A 19,959-nucleotide genomic window follows, 5' to 3' on the forward strand; every position below is an offset into this window, starting at 1 on the left:
CATGGCCCGGTGGATCCGCAGACGCTCTCGGACGGCCCGCTCTGGCTCTCCCCGCCGACCGTGCACGACATCGACGCCATCACCGCCTGCTGTCAGGAGCCGTCGGTCGGCCGCTGGACCACCATGCCGGTCCCCTACCGCCGCAGTGACGCCGAGACTTTCGTGTGCGACGCGGTGATCCCGGGCTGGGCCGCACGCACCCCCACATGGGCGCTGCGGCTGGGTGAGCACGGGGCGGTGCGGGGCATGATCGGCCTGGGCCCCAGCGAGTCCCGCCGCGACGACGGCGCGAGCGAGATCGGCTTCTGGCTCGCCCCCGAACTGCGCGGACGCGGGCTGATGACCCGCGCGGTGAACCTGGTCTGCGCGGCCGGTTTCGACCCGGGCTTCCTGGGCCTGGTGCGCATCGAATGGCGGGCGCTTGCGGGCAATCACGACTCGGCCGCGGTGGCCAGGCGCGCGGGTTTCCGCTACGAGGGCCTGCTGCGCGGCGGCACCCTCCAGCGCGGCACCCGCCACGACTGCTGGATAGCGAGCCGCCTGATCAGCGATCCCCCGGGCCCCGCCCCGGCCTGGCCGATCTCCCCGCGGCCCGCCTGATGGCCGGCGAGGACCGGTTCGAATGGATCGCACGGATGCTGGACATCCGGGCGAGCGATCGGATCCTGGAGATCGGCGCGGGGTCGAGTCCGTCGGCGGCATACCTGGCCGCTGGGCTGCGCACCGGCACGCTGGTGGTCGTCGACCGGTCCGCCACCGCGATCGCCCGGTCGGCGAAAAAGCATGCCGCCCTGCTCGATTCGGGCAGGCTGCACCTGGTCCACGCGGATGTGCCGGGCCCGGGCACGACCGCGCTGCTCCGGGCGGCGGGCGGCCCGTTCGACCGGATCCTGGCGTGCAACGTGAATCTGTTCTGGACTCGCGACGCCGATGGCGGACTCGCGATGGTGCGCGAGCTGCTCGCGCCCGGCGGAATCCTGTATCTCGGGTACGGCTACGGCGGGCCCGACGATCCTCCGGAAAGCCCGAAACCCGCCCCGGACAAGCTGTTCGGACACTTGTCGGCGGCGGGTTTCGATCAGCGCGTGGCGCACGCCGGGGACCTGCTGTGCGTCATCGCCACCCCGCGGGGCGGCGAATAACGCTCGGCGGCGCGGGTTTTCAGGCCTGCGCGCGGCGGCGGGCGACCGCGTCGGCCAGGCGGTCGAGCTGCTCGGCGGTGACGTTCCAGTCCAGGCAGGCGTCGGTGATGGACTGGCCGTAGGTGAGCTCCTCGGCCTTGCCCAGGGTGAGGTCCTGGCGGCCGGCCACCAGGAAGCTCTCCATCATCAGGCCCACGACGGTACGCTCGCCGCCGGCGATGCGCTCGGCGATGTCGGTGACGACGTCGACCTGCTTGTTGTGGTCCTTGTTGCTGTTGCCGTGGCTGGCGTCCACCACCAGGCGCTGGGCCAGCGACGACTTCTCCAGGCGCAGCAGGGCTTCCGCGCAGGAGTCGGCGTCGAAGTTGGTGCCGTTGCTGCCGCCGCGCAGGATCACGTGGCAGTCCGGGTTGCCCGCGGTGCGGATCAGCGCCGAGCGGCCGTCGAGGTCGGTGCCGGGGAAGACGTGGCTGGCCGCCGCGGCGCGCACGCCGTCGACCGCGACCTGGACGTCACCGTCGGTGCCGTTCTTGATGCCGACCGGCATGGACAGGGCGCTGGAGAGCTGGCGATGCACCTGGCTGGCGGCGGTGCGGGCGCCGATCGCGCCGTAGGAGACCAGGTCCGCGATGTACTGCGGGGTGATGGGATCGAGGTATTCCACCGCCATGGGCAGACCCAGCGCGGTGATGTCCACCAGCAGCTGGCGGCCGACCTGCAGACCGGTGTTGATGTCGAAGCTGCCGTCCAGGTGCGGGTCGTTGATCAGACCCTTCCACCCGAGCGTGGTGCGCGGCTTCTCGAAGTAGACGCGCATGACCACGTGCAGCCGGTCGCCGAGTTCCTGCGCCTTGGCCGCGAGGCGGCGCGCGTAATCCATGGCGGCATCGGTGTCGTGCACCGAACACGGGCCGACGATCACCATGAGGCGGTCGTCGTCGCCGTTGAGAACGTCGACGGTGGCCTTGCGGCCCGCGCGCACGACGTCGGCGAGGGTGTCGTCGATCGGATGCGAGGCGCGCACGTCGGCGGGCGACAGCAGCGGGCTCACGCTCAGCGTGCGCTGGTCGTCGAGGTCGGCGTGCCGTGTCAGATCCGCGGCGAGTGTCATGATCGTGGGTTCCTTTTCTCAGGCCGACCCACGCAGAGGGTTTCGAATTCCCCGTGGAGCCGGTCTCGTGTCCGGCTCGGGGTGGAGGAAGTCAGCGCAGGTTCACGCCGCTCGACCCACCCGGGGCCGGCTGGCTAAACCAGAAATACACGCGCTGCATGTCCTGCACCGTACCAGAAATGACACTTCATGCGTGTGGCGTCCGACACTGTGTCTAATTGGCCCTCCGCTGCGCTCCGGGCCGGGGTTCGCGGCCCCGAGGTCTCGGTCTTCCCTCCTCCGCTCCCCCGCTTCGCTCCTCCGCTCCGTCAGTCCAGACCGAGACGGCCGCGAACCTTTGAGCGGGAGTATCGGCCGCGCATTCGAGGGGCCGGGCGTGGCGGGGCCGGGCGTGGCGAGGCCGGGCGTGGCGGGGCCGGGCGGGGTTAGCGGCGGGTGAAGGGGAAGGTGACCTTGGTCAGTTGTTCCGAGAGTTCCCAGAGGCGCCGCGCGGTGACCTCGTCGCGGGAGGCGGTGGTGGAACCACTGCGGGCCGGATGGCCGCGCAGCCCCAGCGGGCCGCCCGGTCCGTAGTAGCCGCCGGGTTCGACCTCGGGCGCGACGGCGGCGTACAGCGTCGGCAGCGCGCCCATGTGCGCGCTCTGCGCGAATACCCGGTTACCCACGGCCATGAGACCGTCGTAGAAGGAGTCGGTATGTGATTGCAGGCCGGTGGCGGCATAGCCGGGATGCGCGGCGACCGAGAGTTTGGCCGAACCGGCGGCGGTGAGCCTGCGCTGCAATTCGTAGGCGAACATCAGGTTGGCGAGTTTGGACTGGCCGTAGGCGGGCCAGCGCTGATACTTGCGGCGCTCCCAGTTCGGGTCCGCGAGATCGATCTTTCCGGCGGCGTGCGCGCCGCTGGACACCGTCACCACCCGCTCCCGGACCCGATCCAGCAGCAGCCCGGTCAGCGCGAAATGACCGAGATGATTGGTGCCGAACTGGGTTTCGAAACCATCGGCGGTGCGGCCCGCGGGCGGAGCCATGATGCCCGCGTTGTTGATGAGCACATCGACCGTGTCGACGCCGTCGGCGAACTCGCGCACCGAGGTCAGATCGGCGAGGTCCAGGCGGCGCACCTGCGCGCCGTGGCCGATCTCGTCGGCGACGCCGCGAGCCTTGACCTCGTTGCGGCAGGCCATGATCACCTGCGCGCCCGCGCGCGCCAGCGCGCCGGCGGTGACCTTGCCGAGCCCGCTGTTGGCGCCCGTCACGACGATCGTCCGACCGGTCTGATCCGGGATGTCCGCGATGTCCCAACCACTCACCGGATCGAGTTTAGGGTGGTCCGGGTACGGCCGCCGGGTGTCGAATTCAACCCGCCGGAACGTTCATGTATCCGAGAGTTAGCCACACCCTTCGAGTCACGTCGCGGCAGCGGCGTGTCCGCGCGCGTTCCACCCGAACCGACCGGCCGAATAGGTAGCGTCCGCGAGATGGACACGCTCATACTCATGGGTTTGCTGTGCGTGCTTTTCCTGATCCTCCGAGACAGTTCCCGGCGGTCTGTTCTGACCGGCTGGTTCCTCGCCTTCCTCGCGTGCGGCCTCCTGCTGAGGCTGCACATCACCAGCGGGCTCGGATTGGGGCTGACATGGTGAGCGCCACCGCCGCCACGACCGGCGCCCGGGCCACCGGCGCGCTCGGGCAGGTGCAGTACTGGCTGGCCGTCATCTTCGTGGTGGGCTGGGCCGGTGTGGTCTGCGGCGGGCTCGGCTTCCAGTTCGGCAACTGGGAGTACCCGTGCCCGCTGTGCATGCTGCAGCGCTACTTCATGATGCTGGCGGCGCTGGGCGGCGCCTACATCGTGCGCAAGGGCATGAACGGGCGCATCACGCCGCGTGACTACGCCGTCGGCTGGGGCCTGGCCATCGTGGCCTGTTTCGGCGGCGGCTTCACCGCCTGGCGTCAGACCATGCTGCACATCCTGCCGGGCGACAAGGGTTACGGCGGCGCGTATCTGGGTCTGCACCTGTACGTGTGGGCGCTGGTGCTGTTCGTCGCGGCGGTCACGACCGTCGGTGTGGCGCTGGCCTTCTCGCACAGCACGGCCGCCACCGACCTGCCGGACCGCCCGCATCGCGCGATCGGCGCGGCGGCACTGGGCTTGTTGGCGCTGGTGATCATCGTGAACCTGGTGGCGACGTTCTTCCTGGAGGGCTTCCACTGGAAGCTGCCCGACGATCCCGCCTGCTATCGGCTGCCGCACGATCTCGGCATTCTGCAGGGCGGCTGCGTGCTGCCGGACTCGCACTGAGCCGGACGGTCCGCTCGCGCCGAGCCGGACACCCGCTCGCGCCGGCGCGGACAGCACAGTGACCCCCGCGCCGAAACAGGCACGGGGATCACCGTTTTCGCAAGAGAGTCGTCAGCTCTCAGGAGTGTGAGAGCACCTCGTCGTCGGTCATCGCGGCCACCTCGAGGTAGAGCGCGGCCACCTTGGCCAGGCGGCCCGCCTGCCCGGCGCGCTGCTCGCGGTCCAGCAGCCGCCCGGTCAGGCCCGCGACCGTGCGGGCGGCGAAGAAGTCCGCCACCACGGCGTCGGGCGAATCGAGCCAGTCGCGGACCCGGGCGATGACGGCCGTGGCCAGCACCGAGTCGCCGCCGAGGGCGAAGAAGTCGTCCGTCGCGCCGACCCGGTCGCGATCCAGCACGGTGGCCACGATGTCCGCCACCGCCCGCTCGGGATCGGTTGCGGGCGCGACGAATTCACCGGTCTCGTCCTCCGCCGCGAGCAGCCCCGCGATGGCCTTGCGGTCCGGTTTGCCGTTCGAGGTGAAGGGCAGTTCGGCGAGCAGTTCCACCCGGGTGGGGATCATGTAGCCGGGCAGCAGCTCCGCGGCCGCGGTCAGCAGCTCCGGAACCGCCAGGGTCACACCGTCATCGGGCACCACCACGGCGCTGAGCTTGGGCGCGGCCGTGCCGATGATGGCCGCGATGGCGTGCCGGACACCGGGCAGCGCGCGCAGGGCGCTCTCCACCTCGCCGAGTTCCACGCGGTAGCCGCGGATCTTCACCTGGTGATCGGCGCGGCCCAGGAACTCCAGGCCGCCGTCGGGCAGGTAGCGCGCGAGATCGCCGGTGCGGTACCAGTTCAGGCCCTCGTGCGCGACGAAGCGGTCCGCAGTGCGCTCGGGGTCGCCGCGGTAGCCCGCGGCCACGCCGTCGCCGCCGATCCACAGCTCGCCGGTGACCCAGTCCGGGCAGTCGTTGCCGGACGGGCCGACGACCCGGCAGCGCACGTTGCGCAGCGGGGTGCCGTACGGCACCGCCGACCATTCGGCGGGCACCTGCGCGCCGACCACCTCGCAGATCGTGGAGTGGATGGCGGTCTCGGTCGCGCCGCCCAGGCCCGCGAAGCGGCAGCGCGGGGCCACCGCGGCCAGCCGGCCGGGCAGCGCCACATCGACCCAGTCGCCGCCCAGGATCACCATGCGCAGGCTGTCGAGGCGCTGACCGGCGGCGGCCGCCAGCGTCATGTCCAGCAGGCTGGGCACGCAGTTCAGCACCGAAACACCGTGCCGCCGCAGCAGTTCCACCCAGCGGGCCGGATCGGTGCGCTGGGCGTCGTTCACCGCGACGACCGCGCCGCCGACGCTGAGCAGGCCGAAGATGTCGTACACCGAGAGGTCGAATTCGAGGGCGGACAGCGCCAGCGCGCGGTCGGCCGGGCCGATCTCGAAGCGCTCGTTCAGGTCGTCGATGGTGTTCATGGCGGCGCGATGCGGCACCTCCACGCCCTTGGGCTTACCGGTCGATCCGGAGGTGAACAGCACGTAGGCGATGCCCTCGGGGTCGCCGATCACCGGCTCATCCAGGGGTTCCGGGTACACGCGCGCGTCCGCCAGGTCCAGGGTCGGCGCCTCGGGCACCACCGCCCCCGCGGTCAGCGCCGCCACCACCGTGCCGGTCCGCAGGATCTCGGCCCGCCGCGCGGCCGGCTGGTCGAAGCCGATCGGCACGTACACGCCGCCCGCGGCCAGCACGCCCACGGTCGCCACGATCTGGTCCGGCCCCTTGGGCAGCTGCACGGCGACGGCGTCGCCCGGGCGGACGCCCGCCGCGCGCAGGGCCCCGGCGATGGCCAGCGCCTGCGCGGCCAGCCCGCCGTAGGTCAGCGTCTCCACGACCGGGTCCGATGCGCCGGAATCACCCTGCGCCGCAGCGACGGTCGATGCCCCATTTCCGCCCGGAAGCCCAAGGCCGGTCGACCCCGCAGCGACGCTCGATCCCGCGCTGCCGTCCACCGACGCGCTACCGGTCGACGCCGCACTTTCGGTCGACGCCGTAGCGGCGTTCGATCCCGCGTTGTTCGACGCCGCAGTGACGCTCGAACCCGTGTCGACGTTCGAGCTCGCGCTGCTGTTCGATGCCGCGCTGCCGTTCGATGCCGCGCCGCCGGTCGACGACACCGTGGCGGCGATGTGGTCGGTGCTCGCGTCGCGCTCCCAGATCACCGCGGGAGCGCCGGGGTTCGCGGCGGCGTGGTCGAACAGGCCCGTGTGCAGGGCGCGGCCGGTCACCGGGCCGTCGGTGGCGTTCACCTGGGCGCGGATCACGGCCTGTTCCAGGGGGATTCGCACCGCGGCGTCGGCGTCCCAGCCCGCGCCGCCCGCCGGGGCGTGTTCGCGGCCGTCGGCGTCCACCTCGGCCAGGCGCAGGACCGCGTCGATGTAGCGGGCGAACATCGTCTCGACCATCGCCGCGGGGAACGCGTCCTCGCGGATGTCCCAGTTCAACAGGATCCCGCCGCGCACCTCGGTGACCTGGGCGTCCAGCAGCACCTGCGGGCCCTGGGAGATGATCCAGACCGGGTCGCCGAAGGTCTCGGTGACCTGCCCGGCGAACAGCTCGCCGAGGTTGATGGCGCTGGTGTAGACGATCGGCGCGAGCACCGGCTCACCGCGCTGACGGCCCAGATCGCGCAGCACCTCGAGGCCGGAGTAGCCCGAATGCGAACCGGCGGCGTGCAATTCGCGCTGCAGGGCCTGCGCGCGCTCGGTCACGGTGGCGGGCGCGGTCACGTCGACCTCGAGCAGCACCGAGGAGGTGAAGTCGCCGACGACCCCGTCCACCTGCGGATGCACCGGCTCCCGGTGGAACAGCGGCAGATTCAGCAGGAACCGGCGCTGGGACGACCAGCCGCCGATGGTCTCGGCGAACACCGAGGCCAGTGCCATGGCCGGGGTGATGCCCCGGGCGTGCGCGGCGGCGAACACGCGCGCCTTGGCCTCGGGCGAGAGCCAGCGGTGCAGGCGCACGGTCCGCGCGGCGGTGTCACCGGCCGCGGTGGCGAGCGGAAGTTCGGGCGCACCGGCCATGTCGGGCAGCCGCTGCTGCCACCACCGCCGGTCGTTCTCGTGTTCGGGCGCGGGTTCGGCGTGCCGGGCGAGGTACTCGCGGAAGGTGTAGTCCTGCGCGGGCAACTGCTCACCGTGGTAGAGCCGGGCCAGGTCGGAGATCAGGATGCGGTAGCTCATGGCGTCCGCGGCCAGCATGTCGACGTCCAGGTGCAGGCGCGTGCGACCGTCCGGCAGCAGGGTCAGCGCGATGTCGATGACCTGGCCGTCCTCCACCGCCATCAGCTGGTGGGTGCGCTTGTCCCGCAACGCTTCCAGGGTGCGCTCGGCGGTCTCGGCGTCGGCGGCGCGCAGATCGGTCAGGCTCCACACCGGACGGCCGGGGCGGTCCAGGGTCTGCTGGGTGCCGTCGCCCAGGAAGCGGGTGCGCAGCATGGGGTGGCGCTGGACGAGGGCGGCGGCGGCGGTTTCCAGGCGTTCGGCGTCCACGTCCGCGCCGTCGAATTCCACGTACAGGTGGGCGGCGACCGCGCCGAGCTGCTGGCCCTCACCGCGGCCGACCCAGTAGGCGTGCTGCATGGGCGCCAGGCCGAAGGGGGTGCCGTCATCGACGAGCGCCGGGGCGGCGGGCTCGGCGGCAGCGGCGGGCTCGGCAGCCGGCTCGCCGGTGGCGGGTGCGGCGGTCGTCTCGGCGGGCGCGTCAGATCCACCGAGCAGCAGATGCCAGGCGGCGACGCTGGGTTCGGCGGCGAGCTGGGCGAAGTTCACCGGCAGCCCGCGCTTGCGCCAGGAGCCCGCGAGCTTCATCGTGCGGATGGAGTCCAGACCGAGTTGAATGAGGTCGTCGTGGTCGGCGATGGCGTCCGGTTCGAGGCCGAGGTGCCCGGCGACCGCGGCCCGGATCTCGTCCCTGGCAATGGTCGCGCCCGCGCCCTGCGATGACTCCATTTCCGCTGGTACTCCTTGTCTGGTGCCCGTCCCGACCCGGGATTCCCGGATGGGTTCGGAAGGAGCGTAACCCATTGAGATAGGGTTGCCTAACCTTTGTAATGAGACCCTTATCCCCTTTACGCGAGGCCTGAGCAGTGACATCGATACCCACCGCCGCACCGGATCACCGTGCCGGCTTCGTCCCCTTCCCCGCCGAATTCGCCGAGCGGTACCGGCGCGAGGGCTACTGGGCGGGCGATCCGCTCGGCGAACTGCTGCGCGCCGCGGCCCTGCGGTGGCCCGAGCGCACCGCCCTGGCGGCCACGCCGGACCGGCCCGCGGCGACCTACGCCGACCTCGACGCGGCGGCCGATCGCATGGCGCACGGCCTGCTCGCCCTCGGCATCGCGCCGGGCGACCGGGTCGTGGTGCAGCTGCCCAACACCCCCGAGTTCATCACGGTCCTGTTCGGCCTGCTGCGCGCCGGGGTCATCCCGGTGCTCACCCTGCCCGCGCACCGCCGGGCCGAGATCGAGCACCTCACCAATCTGTCCGGCGCGGTCGCCTACGTGATCGCCGACCGCGCGGCCGATTTCGACTACCGCGTGCTGGCCGCCGAGGTCCGCGCCGCCGCGCCCACCCTGGCGCACGTGCTGGTGCTCGGCGACCCGGGCGAGTTCACCGACCTGAACAGCGTTCCCGCCGACGGCGATTCGCTGCCCGAGGTGGACGCGTCCGATATCGCGCTCATGCTGGTCTCCGGCGGCACCACGGGCCTGCCCAAGCTGATCGCCCGCACCCACGACGACTACGCCTACAACGCGAAGGCCAGCGCGGCCGTGTGCGAACTCGGCCCCGAGGACGTCTACCTCGCGACACTGCCGGTGGCGCACAACTTCCCGCTCGCCTGCCCCGGCGTACTGGGCACCATCGCCACCGGCGGCGCGATGGCCTTCATCACCGATCCCAGCCCGGAGAGCGCCTTCGCCGCCATCGAACGGCACGGCGTCACCGTCACCGCCGTCGTACCGCCGCTGGCCCAGCTGTGGTCCGCCGCGGTGGACTGGGAGGACGCGGACCTGTCCACCCTGCGCCTGCTCCAGGTCGGCGGCGCGCGCCTGGCCGAAGTCAATGCGCGCGAAGTGGTTCCGGCACTGAACGTGCGCCTGCAACAGGTCTTCGGCATGGCCGAGGGGCTGCTCAACTACACCCGCGCCGAGGACTCGGACGATCTGGTCTGCACCACCCAGGGCCGCCCGCTCTCCCCCGCCGACGAAGTGCGCGTGGTCGACGGCGAGGGCAACGACGTGCTGCCGGGCGAGGAGGGCGAACTGCTGACCCGCGGGCCCTACACCCTGCGCGGCTATTACCGTGCGCCCGAACACAATGCGCGGGCCTTCACCCCCGACGGCTTCTACCGCAGCGGCGATCTGGTGCGGCAGCTGCCGAGCGGGCACCTCATCGTCTCGGGCCGCATCAAGGACGTGATCAACCGCGGCGGCGAGAACATCTCCTGCGACGAACTCGAGGAACATCTGCTCGCCTACCCGGGTGTCCGGCACGCGGCGGCGGTCGGGCTGCCCGACGCGGTGCTCGGCGAAAAGGCCTGCGCGGTACTGGTGGTCGAGGACGCGATGCCGTCGCTGGCGGAGATCAAGACCTTCCTGACCGGGCGCGGCCTGGCCACCTACAAGCTGCCGGACGTGCTGCGCCAGGCGGACACGCTGCCCGTCACCGCGGTCGGCAAGATCGACAAGAAGGCGCTGCGCGGGGCCTGAGACCCGCGCCGGGATACGCGCGAGCACGAATCGCGCGCGTGCGTATCCCGATCGCCCGCTTCGAATCTTTTGTGCGCGTGTGAATTTCCGCACCGCGCTACCACGGGCGCACACGCCCGAAGCGTCATAGAGTGATGCTATGGGCGGCTGGAACACAGCGAACATTCCCGACTTGTCCGGGCGGACGTACATCGTCACCGGGGCCACCAGCGGGCTGGGCGCGGCCACCGCGCGCGGGCTCGCCGAGGCCGGCGCCCAGGTGATCATGGCCTGCCGCAACGAGATCAAGGCGCAGGCGGTCGCGCACACCATCACCGGCGGCCGGGTCCAGATCAGGGCACTGGACCTGGCCGATCTGAACTCGGTGCGCGCCTTCGCCGACTCCGTCGAGCACGCGGACGTGCTGATCAACAACGCCGGGGTGATGGCGGTGCCCAGGGGCCGCACCGCGGACGGCTTCGAAACGCACTTCGGCACCAACTTCCTCGGTCACTTCGCGCTGACCGGCCTACTGCTGGACCGGATTTCCGAGCGCGTGGTGAACGTCTCCAGCCACACCCACTACATCGGGCGCATCGATCTCGAGGATCCGCACTGGGAGCGGCGCGCCTACAGCCGGTTCGGCGCGTACGCGCAGACCAAGCTCGCGCTGCTGCACCTCACCTACGAACTCCAGCGCCGGTTCGACAGCGCGGGCTCGCCCAAGCTCGCGGTGGCCGCCCATCCCGGCTACGCCGCGACCGAGATCAACTCCAAGGCCGAGAACTTCCTCGAGCAGTTCATCGACATCGGCAACCGGGTGCTGGCCCAGAGTGTCGAGATGGGTGCGCTGCCAACGCTGTACGCCGCGGTCGCGGCCGCCCGGCCGGGCGCGTACTACGGGCCGGACTCCTGGTGGGGGTGGCGCGGGCATCCGGTGGAGACCGCGTCCAGCGCCGCCTCGCACGACGAGAAAACCGCCCGTCAGCTCTGTGAGCTGGCCGAGCGGTCGACAGGTGTGGAACTGCGGGTCTGATCAGTCCCGTTCGGGTGCGCGCACCACGTAGGGCGCCACGCTGCCGAGCTTCTCGCAGGTCTCCTCGAACTCGCGCTCGGGCCGGGACTGCCCGACAACGCCCGCGCCGGCGCGCAGCCAGGCGTCCGCGCCGCTCTGGTAGACCGCGCGCAGCACCAGCGTCGCCTCGAGCGCGCCGTCCGGCGAGATCGTCACCACGGCGCCGGAATACAGCCCGCGCGGGTCGTGATCGAGCCGGAACACCGCGTCCACGCCGGCTGCCTTCGGGATGCCCGAGGCGGTGACCGACGGGAAGAGCATTTCCAGCGCGTCCCACGGGCTGCGGTCCGCGGCCAGCCGGCCCTGCACCGTGGAGGCCAGGTGCTGCACGCTGCCGCGCTCGCGCACCGCCATGAAATCCGAGACGGCGGTGGTCTCGGGCTCGGCGACCGCGGCGATCTCCGAGAAGGAGGTCTGCACCGAAATCGCGTGCTCGACAATCTCCTTGGGGTCGCTGAGCAGGTCCGCGCGCGCCGCCATGTCCACGTCGCTACCGCGGCCGAAGGCGCGGGTGCCGGCCAGCGGCTCGGTGGTGACCACGCGGTCGCTGTCGACCGAGGCCACCAGCTCCGGGCTGAACCCGGCGGCTTCCAGGCCGCCCAGGCGTAGCAGGAACGACCGGGCCGGGGTGTTGTTGGCCCGGCCGAGGCGATAGGTGGCCGGAACGTCCACCGCGAAGGGCAGTTCCACCTTGCGCGACAGGATGACCTTCTGGTACTTGCCGCCGTTGATCTCGGCGACGCCGGTGGCGACGCGATCGGCGTACCCGGTCGGGTCCACGGTCACATCGACCGGATGCGCGACCGGCAGCGCGGTGCCCTGCGAGGCCGCGATCAGCTCGTGGATGTCGGAGGTCTCCGCGGGCGAGGCGCCGGACACGCGCACACCGGCGGCGTCGATGCGGACCTCGATGCGGGGAATCATCAGATGCGCCAGGGTGGCTCGCGGATGCACGTGCGCGGTCGCGCCCAGCGACCACGCGCAGAACTCGAAACCGATCCAGCCGTACGCGTTACGAGCGCCCAGCGGCAACCCGGCGAGAGCGCGATCCACGGCCTGCGCGGGACTGCCATCCCACGTTCCGGTGGTGATGTTCCCTTCCCAGGAAACCCGCAGCTCGTCCGCGTCCAGCTCCACGCCGCCGATCGGATCCGCGGCGAAAACCCATGCGCCGGGCCGTTCATAGACTACGTATTCGCCGAAACGTTCCGTTGCTGCCAGCGCGGACACCGCCGCGACCGGATCGGTGACGTACTCGCCCCAGCGCTGCTCGCCATCGAGCCGTACCCGTTCGTCCGTGGCCGACACCAGACCTCCAAGGTTATGCTTACCTTACTTTAATGAGTGAGGTTAGCATTACCTTTCCGTTTATGGCGAAGTCGGACGCCATGGGCAATATCACCTCTGCCCTCGTCCGCGCATACTTCGAACCGGGCCGTGAATTGTGCGACCTCCCACCCCGCGCCCGCGTTTCCGCTTCAATGGATTGCGGCGGTTCACGTGCGGAGGGATCCAGAGATGCTCGATCACTACAGCCGGCTCCCGGCAGCGGCTACCACCCCGGGTTCGGTGGTGGCACTGGTCGACGCCGCCGGCCGGGTCGAACGCGAGCTCATCGGTAACTGGCTCGCCGCGGGCGGCATCGCGCAGGAGTTCGGAACCACCGCGCCCGTCACCCAATTGGACCTCGATCCGGGCGCGGTGAGCAACCGCCTCGTCGGCCGCCAGGACGACCCGCTCGTGGTGCCCGTCCGCGTCCTGTGGCTCCCGCCCGAACGGGACGGCGTGCGGCGCACCAGCTTCGGCGATCTGCTCACCATGTCCAACCCGCGCAAGCCGAACCGGTTCATGCAGCGGCGCCTGGTCACCAAGGCCCCCGACCGGCACCTGGTGCTCACCGGCGCCCCCGCCCGGCTGAGCGAGCTGCGCGCCAACAATCCGGGCGCGGCCGGTGCGCCCGAGGCGTTCGCCCGCGCCATCGTGCGCGCGGGCATCGTCGCCCTCGAACGCGCCGAGCGCGCCGTCATCGGCGACCGCTACAAGGTGCCGCGCCTGGTGGTCGAGGAGATCCTGGACTCCCCCGCCTTCCTGCGCAGGCTCGACGCCGTCGCCGCCGCTGCGGAGCTGCCCGCGCGCGAGGTGTACCGGCGCGCGGAGAAGGCGTTGCGCGAACTGGTCGCCGCGCAGAGCCGGCTGGTCTCGGATCTGTTCACCCAGGCGATGCGGCCGGTGCACGCCTCCACCTGGAAGGTCGACGACGACCCCGCCGGACTCGACGGCCTGCGCGCGCTCAATCGCCGCTATCCCCTGGTATTCCTGCCCTCGCACAGGTCCTATGTCGACGCGTTCGTGCTCGGTGACATTCTGGCCCGCAACGACTTTCCGCCCAATCATGTGGTGGGCGGGGCAAATCTGAGTTTCTGGCCGCTCGGCTCCATCGCCCGGCGCACCGGAACGGTATTCATCCGGCGCAGTTTCGGCGACGACGAAGTGTACAAAGCGGTCGTCGAAGAATACTTCGCCTATCTGCTCGCCAAACGATTCAATCTGGAGTGGTACTTCGAAGGCGGGCGCACCCGCACCGGAAAACTCCGGCCACCGCGCTACGGCTTATTGAATTACCTTGCGGCGGCTCTGCGTTCATCGCGCATCGACGATGTCATGCTGGTGCCGGTCTCCATTACCTACGAACGGCTCAACGAGATCGGCGCCATTGCCGACGAACAGACCGGCGGGCGCAAACAGGCCGAGGGATTGGCCTGGCTCGCGCGATACGTTCGCAATCAACAGCATTCGGCCGGGCACGTGTACGTGCGCTTCGGCACGCCGCTGTCGGGCCGCGAACGCCTGGCCGCACACGGTGATCCGCTCGGGCCGCCCACCGCCGCCGAGAACCCCGAACAGGCCGATCTGGAACAGCGCGCGGTGCAGCGCCTGGCCTTCGAGGTCGCGGTCGGCATCAACGAGGTCACCCCCATCACCGTCAACGCCCTCACCACCCTGGTACTGCTCGGCGTGCACGAACGGGCGCTCACCCGAACCGAATTGGGCGCGGCCATCGCACCCGTGCTCGGCTACATCGAGAGCCGGGACCTGCCGCGCGGCGAACTCGGCACCCTGCGCACCGACCACGGGCTGTCGGTGGTGCTCGAACAGCTCGCCGTGGCCAAGGTTGTCACCGTGTACCGGGGCGGGCTGGAACCGGTGTACTCCATCGGGGCCGGCGCGCACCTGGAAGCCGCGTTCTACCGCAACAGCGCCGTGCACTGGTTCGCCAATCGCGCCATCCTCGAACTCGCGGTGCTCAGCGCGGTCGAGGCGCCCGAGGGCGATCAGCTGCGGGTCGGCTGGGAAGCGGCCTACCGGCTGCGCGATCTGCTCAAATTCGAATTCTTCTTCCCCGAGCGCGCCGAGTTCACCAGCCAGCTCACCGCGGAGATGCTGCGGGTCGACCCGCACTGGCATCGCCGCACCGCCGCGGGCACCGTCGGCAGCGAAATCCTGGCCCAGCTCGCCGATTCCGGCTTCATGATGGCGCACCGGGTGTTGCGCTCGTTCTTCGACGCGCAACTGGTGATGGCCGAACGGCTCGCCGCGCACGACCCCGCGATCCCCGTCGACAAGAAGGCGTTCCTGGACGAATGCCTGCAGGTCGGCAAACAGATGCTGCTGCAACAGCGGCTGCACAGCCCGGAATCGGTGTCGTCGGAATTGTTCGGCAGCGCACTCAAACTCGCCGCCAACCACAATCTGCTCGCCCCCGGCGACGACCCGGCGGACCTCGTCGAGCGCCGCGTGCGCTTCGCCGCCGAGCTTCGCGACATCTCCGCGCGCATCTCCCGCGCCGCCACCCTGGACCCGTCCAACCGGCTGGACCCGCGATGACCCACCCCGCGAGCGGGGACCTGCACCCGCCCCTACCCGGCGCGGGCATCACCCGCGCAGCCCCGGGCGCCACGGACATCGAGGCCGCGGTCGCCGCCATCCGTTCCGGGCCGCGGGGACCGCGCGTGGCCGCCGTCTTCGACTTCGGCGGCACCGTGGTCGCCGGCTTCGACCCGCCCGGCCTGCTGCCGCGCCTGGCCCGCCGCCCCGCCGCCCGGGCCCTGGCCACCAGCCTGCTCTCCAGCATCCGCGGGGCGCGCAGCGAGGGCGAGTACGAGCGCTTCCTGCAGCAGGCCATGTACACCTGGGCCGGGGTGCCCGAGCACACGCTGGCCGAGCTCGGGGCCGAACTGTTCCAGCGGACCGTGCACGGGCACCTGTTCCCCGAAGCGTGGCGGCTGGTGCGCGAACACGAAACCGCCGGGCACACCGTGCTACTGGTGAGCTCGCTGACCAGGTACCAGGTGCAGCCGGTCGCGGACGAACTCGGCATCGCGCACGTGCTGTGCACCACCATGTCGGTGCAGGACGGCGTGCTCACCGGGCACGTCGCCGGAAAACCGCTCTGGCGCAACGGCAAAGCCGACGCGGTCCGCCGCTTCGCCGCCGCCCGCGACATCGACCTGGGCGAGAGCTGGGTCTACGCCGACAGCGCCGCGGATCTACCGCTGCTGCAGGTGGCCGGGCGGCCCACCGCGGTCAACCCGGATCCGCGCGTGGTGCTGGAGGCCACCGAAAAGGACTGGCCCGTCCTGCATTTCCGGCCGCGCCGCACGCCGCGCACCGGTGACTACCTGCGCACCTTCGGCGCGTTCGGCGGCCTGATCGGCGGGGCGCTGTTCGGCGTCGCGGCCAAGGCCGCCACCAAGAAGCGCAGGCAGATGGCCGATTCCATGCTGGTGCACGCCGCCGACTCCACCCTGCGCGGCAGCGGGGTCCGCGTCCGGGTCAGCGGGCGCGAACACACCCGCGCCCCGCGCCCCGCGGTCTTCATCTTCAATCACCAGAGCCAGTTCGACATCATCGTGCTGGCCGAGGTGCTCGACACCGGCTTCACCGGCGTCGCCAAGAAGGAAGTCGCCAACAACCCGGTCTTCGGACCGCTGATGCGCCTGGTCGAGGTCACCTTCATCGACCGCACCGACAAGATCGCCGCCAGGGCCGCGCTCGCCCCGGTGGTCGAGACTCTGCGCGGCGGCCTGTCCGTCGTGATCGCCCCCGAGGGCACCCGCTCCCTGACCCCGCGCATAGGTCCCTTCAAGAAGGGCGCGTTCCACATAGCCCTACAGGCGGGCGCCCCGATCATCCCGGTGGTCATCCGCAACGCGGGCGAAATCGCCTGGCGCAATTCGGCGGTCGTCCGCAAGGGCGTGGTCGACGTGGCGGTCCTACCCCCGATAGACGTAAGCACCTGGGACCCAACCGCCATGGACACCCAGATAGAGGCAGTCCGCACCCTGATGCAGAACACCCTACTGAACTGGCCCGAACCCCCCGCAGTCTCCCAACGCGACAACTGATTTCGCAAGAATCGGGGTAACTCCCGGGGTACGCCCAAAATTGACGCGGCTCCCCACCGAGTCACGCGTCCCCAACAGGCAACGGCTCCCGGCCGTGCGCTGAATATGCGGGGAGGCGGGTCAGTGAACGGCTCTCAGCCGTGCGCTGAATATGCGGGGAGGCGGGGGAGCTCAGACCTGCTTGCCGAACAACAGCTTCCACGGCATCAGGGCCGATTCGAGCTGCACCTTCAGGCTCATCTTGGAGTCGCCCAGCGTGCGCTCCTCGAATCTGATCGGCACCTCGGCGATGGCGATGCCCTTGCGCACGGTGCGGTGGTTCATCTCCACCTGGAACGAGTACCCGTTGCTCTTGATGGAGGACACGTCGATCGCGCGCAGCGTATCGGCCTTCCACGCCTTGAAGCCCGCGGTGGCGTCCTTGACGCCCAGGCGCAGGATCAGGTTCACGTAGAAGTTGGCCCAGGCGGACAGCGCCTTGCGGTACCACTTCCACTCCTCGGCCGTGGAACCGCCGGGCACATACCGGGATCCGAGCACGACGCCCGCGTCGGTGGTCGCCAGCTTCTCCAGCATGGCCGGAATGACCTCGGCCGGATGCGAGAGATCCGCGTCCATCTGGATCACCACGTCGGCGCCGTCCTCCAGGGCGCGAGTGATGCCGGCGATGTACGCGCGGCCCAGCCCGTCCTTCTCGGTACGGTGCAGCACGCTGACGACGTTGGGCAGATCCGCCGCCAACTTGTCGGCTACCTCGCCGGTGCCGTCGGGTGAGTTGTCATCGACCACCAGCACGTGCAGGTCGTCGACCCCGAGCGCCGTCAGTCGCTCCACCGCCACCGGCAGGTTCTCCCGCTCGTTGTAGGTCGGCACCACCACGGTTACCTTCAAGGGTCGCCCTCCCGCTCGCATTCATGGCCATACGCCCAAGAAACCCTAGCTCACGCGCGACAACCTTTTCCCGCGGGTCGTCAGTCTTCTTCGGCGTCGGCGGCTTTGTTTCGGGCCTTTGCGATTTCGAGTGCGCGCTCCGCGGTGGCCTTGTCGGGGTACGGCCCCATGCGGCCGCCCACCCAGCACTGTTTGCCCTGTTCCGCCCGGTGATGCTCGATGCAGTAGTACCACTCGTTGTCATCAGACATGACTCCAGCATCTCATCAAGATCGGCCGGGGTGGGTGAACACACGAAAAAGGCCGCATCCTGGTGGATGCGGCCTTTGCCGATCTTGTGGCCAGAGCCGGGATCGAACCGGCGACCTTCCGCTTTTCAGGCGGACGCTCGTACCAACTGAGCTACCTGGCCGGGGCACCCGGAACGAATGCCAAGCTATAGTCTTGCGACCCTGACGGGACTCGAACCCGCGACCTCCGCCGTGACAGGGCGGCGCGCTAACCAACTGCGCCACAGGGCCTTGCTTGCTCCAACTACAACGATGTCACCATCGTTGTACCCCCTACGGGATTCGAACCCGCGCTACCGCCTTGAAAGGGCGGCGTCCTAGGCCGCTAGACGAAGGGGGCCCGCCGGATTTCTCCGGACCGTTGCTCAACGGCTTCCGTTGGGAGCGGAGATAGCTTATGACAGCATCCGTGTGATTCCCAAATCCGCTGGTCAGATCGCCAAATTGAGATCTTCCAGCTTCGCGGACACCCGCCAGCCGACCCGCCGGAACTCCTCGATCCACTCCGGTGTCGCGGTGGCATCCACGACCACCTCGAGCGCCTCGGTGAAACGGGAACGCAGATCGGCGGGACCACCCAGGACATCGGCGATGTGGCGCTGGCCCGCCAGGGCCGCCGCCAGGGTCCGGGTGAAGCGATCCGGGTCGGAGTCACCGCGCAACTGTTTGTGCTCGGTGGCGCGGACCGCGAGCTGGCGGATGGACCGGCCCAGAATGCGCCCGCCACCCGCCTGGATGTCGCGGTAGAACTCGGGTTCGATGATGAGCCGGAACTCGGCCTGGATGATGATGTCGTTCTCCAGCCGCAGCGCGATCTCGTCGATCATGCCGTGCAGGACGTCCAGGGGGCCGAGATCCGCTCGGCCGAGCCATCTTTCAGTGGACACGCGGTAGCGGTCGACTGCCGCTTCCAAGACCGCGCGGGCCAAATCCTCCTTGGAGTCGAAGTGAAAGTACATGGCGCCCTTGGTGGCGCGTGAACCTTCCAATATGCGGTTGAGCGATGCAGCGGCATAGCCGCTCTTCCCGAACTCAACGGCGGCGGACCTGATGATCGCCGCGCGTGTCCGGCGGGCCCGCTCTTGCTGCCGTGCCATGCTCGAAACGCCTCCGAAGCTAGCTACCGTCGCGGACGCGTTAGCTGTGTCCTCGACGCAAAGTTACGTGTCTTTCAAATACTTCAGAACGGGCTTTTGCCCGAATTACCAAACTCTTGGTACGAAAAAGCGCGAAAAACTTGAAACACACCAACTGGTATAGTTTTTCCCGCCCGGGTGCGCCGCAGGGGGTGCGCACCCGGGCGTTCCTCTTGTCTGGATTGGCCTCCCGCAGCAACATCTGATGGAGTCGCGATCGGCCAGACCGTCCGCGACACGTTCGGGCACATCAACGATAAGCCGAATCCCGTGCGTCCGGGGCAATCCCGGTTCTTCAGGAATTCACCAGTCGGTCACCGTACCCGGAAAGCGCACCCTGCGTGAGGTGTACCGGCGAGTCAGTTAGCCAGCATGCCCCCTATCACATAGGGCAATTCCCCAGCTACCAGCTGGGCGATTGGTCTGAATAGCTGAATTCATCGATATCCCACCGGTGTTCGGCTCATTGATCACCCCTGCCGTAATCAGCCCCGCCCGCACCGCATCCGCCACCGGCCCCCGTCCCGGCCCACGCCGCGACAAAGACCGGTCCCCACCTCCTGCACCAAATAGCTTGCCACACATCACCATTGGATGATATTCACACGTGCCCATATCGAAACAATCTGAGTGGCAACGCGATTGCTCCGGTGTCGCCGGCCGGTACGTCAGCGCGCGCTCACCTCGCCGCCGCCGGGCCCCCTCCGCCGGCCCGGCGCAACGCCGCGTCGACGCCGGGCGCGCGCCCGCCCGGCCCCCCGATCGAATCCCCTACGCGCCCACCCATCCCCCGCCGACCGGTCCGCACGCTTCGCACCGCCCCCGCGCCGCCCGCACACCGCCCCGGCGACGCCCCCTGGGCGGACCCGCCCGCCGCCAC

At 70.0% G+C, this 19,959-nt stretch carries 15 protein-coding genes and 3 tRNA genes; 8 read left to right on the forward strand and 10 right to left on the reverse strand.

Translation table 11 applies throughout. The features are described from left to right. Window positions 1-9: 9 nt before the first annotated feature. Entirely contained in the window at window positions 10-600 is a 591-nt protein-coding gene (locus tag ACFVBH_RS30340) for a GNAT family N-acetyltransferase (RefSeq protein ID WP_354985808.1), read from the forward strand. 35 nt (window positions 601-635) lie between these two features. Continuing rightward, window positions 636-1,142: a class I SAM-dependent methyltransferase gene (locus ACFVBH_RS30345; protein WP_379006810.1), complete on the forward strand. Its 507-nt coding sequence runs from the start codon at window positions 636-638 to the stop codon at window positions 1,140-1,142. A gap of 19 nt (window positions 1,143-1,161) precedes the next feature. On the opposite strand, the gene ACFVBH_RS30350 is transcribed toward ACFVBH_RS30345, so the two are convergent. Both ACFVBH_RS30350 and ACFVBH_RS30355 read right to left on the reverse strand, forming a co-directional pair. Further along, window positions 1,162-2,253 carry a 3-deoxy-7-phosphoheptulonate synthase gene (locus ACFVBH_RS30350; protein WP_354985810.1) on the reverse strand — a complete coding sequence of 364 codons (1,092 nt, stop codon included), beginning with the start codon at window positions 2,251-2,253 and terminating at the stop codon, window positions 1,162-1,164. Between the two features lie 425 nt (window positions 2,254-2,678). Then, window positions 2,679-3,563 carry an oxidoreductase gene (locus ACFVBH_RS30355; protein WP_379006813.1) on the reverse strand — a complete coding sequence of 295 codons (885 nt, stop codon included), beginning with the start codon at window positions 3,561-3,563 and terminating at the stop codon, window positions 2,679-2,681. Window positions 3,564-3,731: 168 nt separating this feature from the next. On the opposite strand from ACFVBH_RS30355, the gene ACFVBH_RS30360 reads away from it, so the two are divergent. Continuing rightward, a complete protein-coding gene (locus ACFVBH_RS30360) occupies window positions 3,732-3,896 on the forward strand; it encodes a DUF5993 family protein (RefSeq protein WP_354985812.1) in 165 nt (54 codons plus the stop codon). Further along, entirely contained in the window at window positions 3,890-4,552 is a 663-nt protein-coding gene (locus ACFVBH_RS30365) for a disulfide bond formation protein B (protein ID WP_354985813.1), read from the forward strand. Before ACFVBH_RS30360 ends, ACFVBH_RS30365 begins: the two co-directional genes overlap by 7 nt. Window positions 4,553-4,670: 118 nt before the next feature. On the opposite strand, the gene ACFVBH_RS30370 is transcribed toward ACFVBH_RS30365, so the two are convergent. Next, a complete protein-coding gene (locus ACFVBH_RS30370) occupies window positions 4,671-8,543 on the reverse strand; it encodes an amino acid adenylation domain-containing protein (RefSeq protein ID WP_379006818.1) in 3,873 nt (1,290 codons plus the stop codon). 137 nt (window positions 8,544-8,680) lie between these two features. On the opposite strand from ACFVBH_RS30370, the gene ACFVBH_RS30375 reads away from it, so the two are divergent. Beyond that, on the forward strand, window positions 8,681-10,303 hold the full coding sequence (locus ACFVBH_RS30375; protein WP_379006821.1) for a (2,3-dihydroxybenzoyl)adenylate synthase: 1,623 nt from the start codon (window positions 8,681-8,683) through the stop codon (window positions 10,301-10,303). 139 nt (window positions 10,304-10,442) lie between these two features. Then, window positions 10,443-11,318 (forward strand): oxidoreductase, encoded by an 876-nt coding sequence (locus ACFVBH_RS30380; protein ID WP_354985816.1) that lies wholly within the window; start codon window positions 10,443-10,445, stop codon window positions 11,316-11,318. Here ACFVBH_RS30380 and ACFVBH_RS30385 read toward each other — a convergent pair whose 3' ends face one another. Then, window positions 11,319-12,665, reverse strand: a complete 1,347-nt coding sequence (locus ACFVBH_RS30385) for a salicylate synthase (protein ID WP_379006824.1) — start codon at window positions 12,663-12,665, stop codon at window positions 11,319-11,321. 210 nt (window positions 12,666-12,875) lie between these two features. On the opposite strand from ACFVBH_RS30385, the gene ACFVBH_RS30390 reads away from it, so the two are divergent. Further along, entirely contained in the window at window positions 12,876-15,242 is a 2,367-nt protein-coding gene (locus ACFVBH_RS30390) for a glycerol-3-phosphate 1-O-acyltransferase (protein WP_379006826.1), read from the forward strand. After that, window positions 15,239-16,762, forward strand: coding sequence for an HAD-IB family hydrolase (locus ACFVBH_RS30395; RefSeq protein WP_379006828.1), 1,524 nt, complete (start codon window positions 15,239-15,241; stop codon window positions 16,760-16,762). The genes ACFVBH_RS30390 and ACFVBH_RS30395 overlap by 4 nt, the downstream gene beginning before the upstream one ends. A 171-nt stretch (window positions 16,763-16,933) precedes the next feature. Here ACFVBH_RS30395 and ACFVBH_RS30400 read toward each other — a convergent pair whose 3' ends face one another. From ACFVBH_RS30400 to ACFVBH_RS30425, 6 genes are all read right to left on the reverse strand, one after another. Next, window positions 16,934-17,674, reverse strand: a complete 741-nt coding sequence (locus ACFVBH_RS30400; protein ID WP_354985820.1) for a polyprenol monophosphomannose synthase — start codon at window positions 17,672-17,674, stop codon at window positions 16,934-16,936. Window positions 17,675-17,733: 59 nt separating this feature from the next. Beyond that, window positions 17,734-17,904, reverse strand: a complete 171-nt coding sequence (locus ACFVBH_RS30405) for a hypothetical protein (protein WP_354985821.1) — start codon at window positions 17,902-17,904, stop codon at window positions 17,734-17,736. A gap of 87 nt (window positions 17,905-17,991) precedes the next feature. Continuing rightward, window positions 17,992-18,065 (reverse strand) — tRNA-Phe (locus tag ACFVBH_RS30410). Window positions 18,066-18,100: 35 nt separating this feature from the next. Then, window positions 18,101-18,174, reverse strand: a tRNA-Asp gene (locus ACFVBH_RS30415). A gap of 36 nt (window positions 18,175-18,210) precedes the next feature. Then, a tRNA-Glu gene (locus tag ACFVBH_RS30420) sits at window positions 18,211-18,283 on the reverse strand. Window positions 18,284-18,374: 91 nt separating this feature from the next. Next, complete coding sequence (locus tag ACFVBH_RS30425; protein WP_379006831.1) at window positions 18,375-19,040, reverse strand: TetR family transcriptional regulator; 666 nt, start codon at window positions 19,038-19,040, stop codon at window positions 18,375-18,377. Window positions 19,041-19,959 lie beyond the last annotated feature (919 nt).

The organism is Nocardia sp. NPDC057668 (assembly GCF_042799795.1).
GTDB lineage: Bacteria > Actinomycetota > Actinomycetes > Mycobacteriales > Mycobacteriaceae > Nocardia.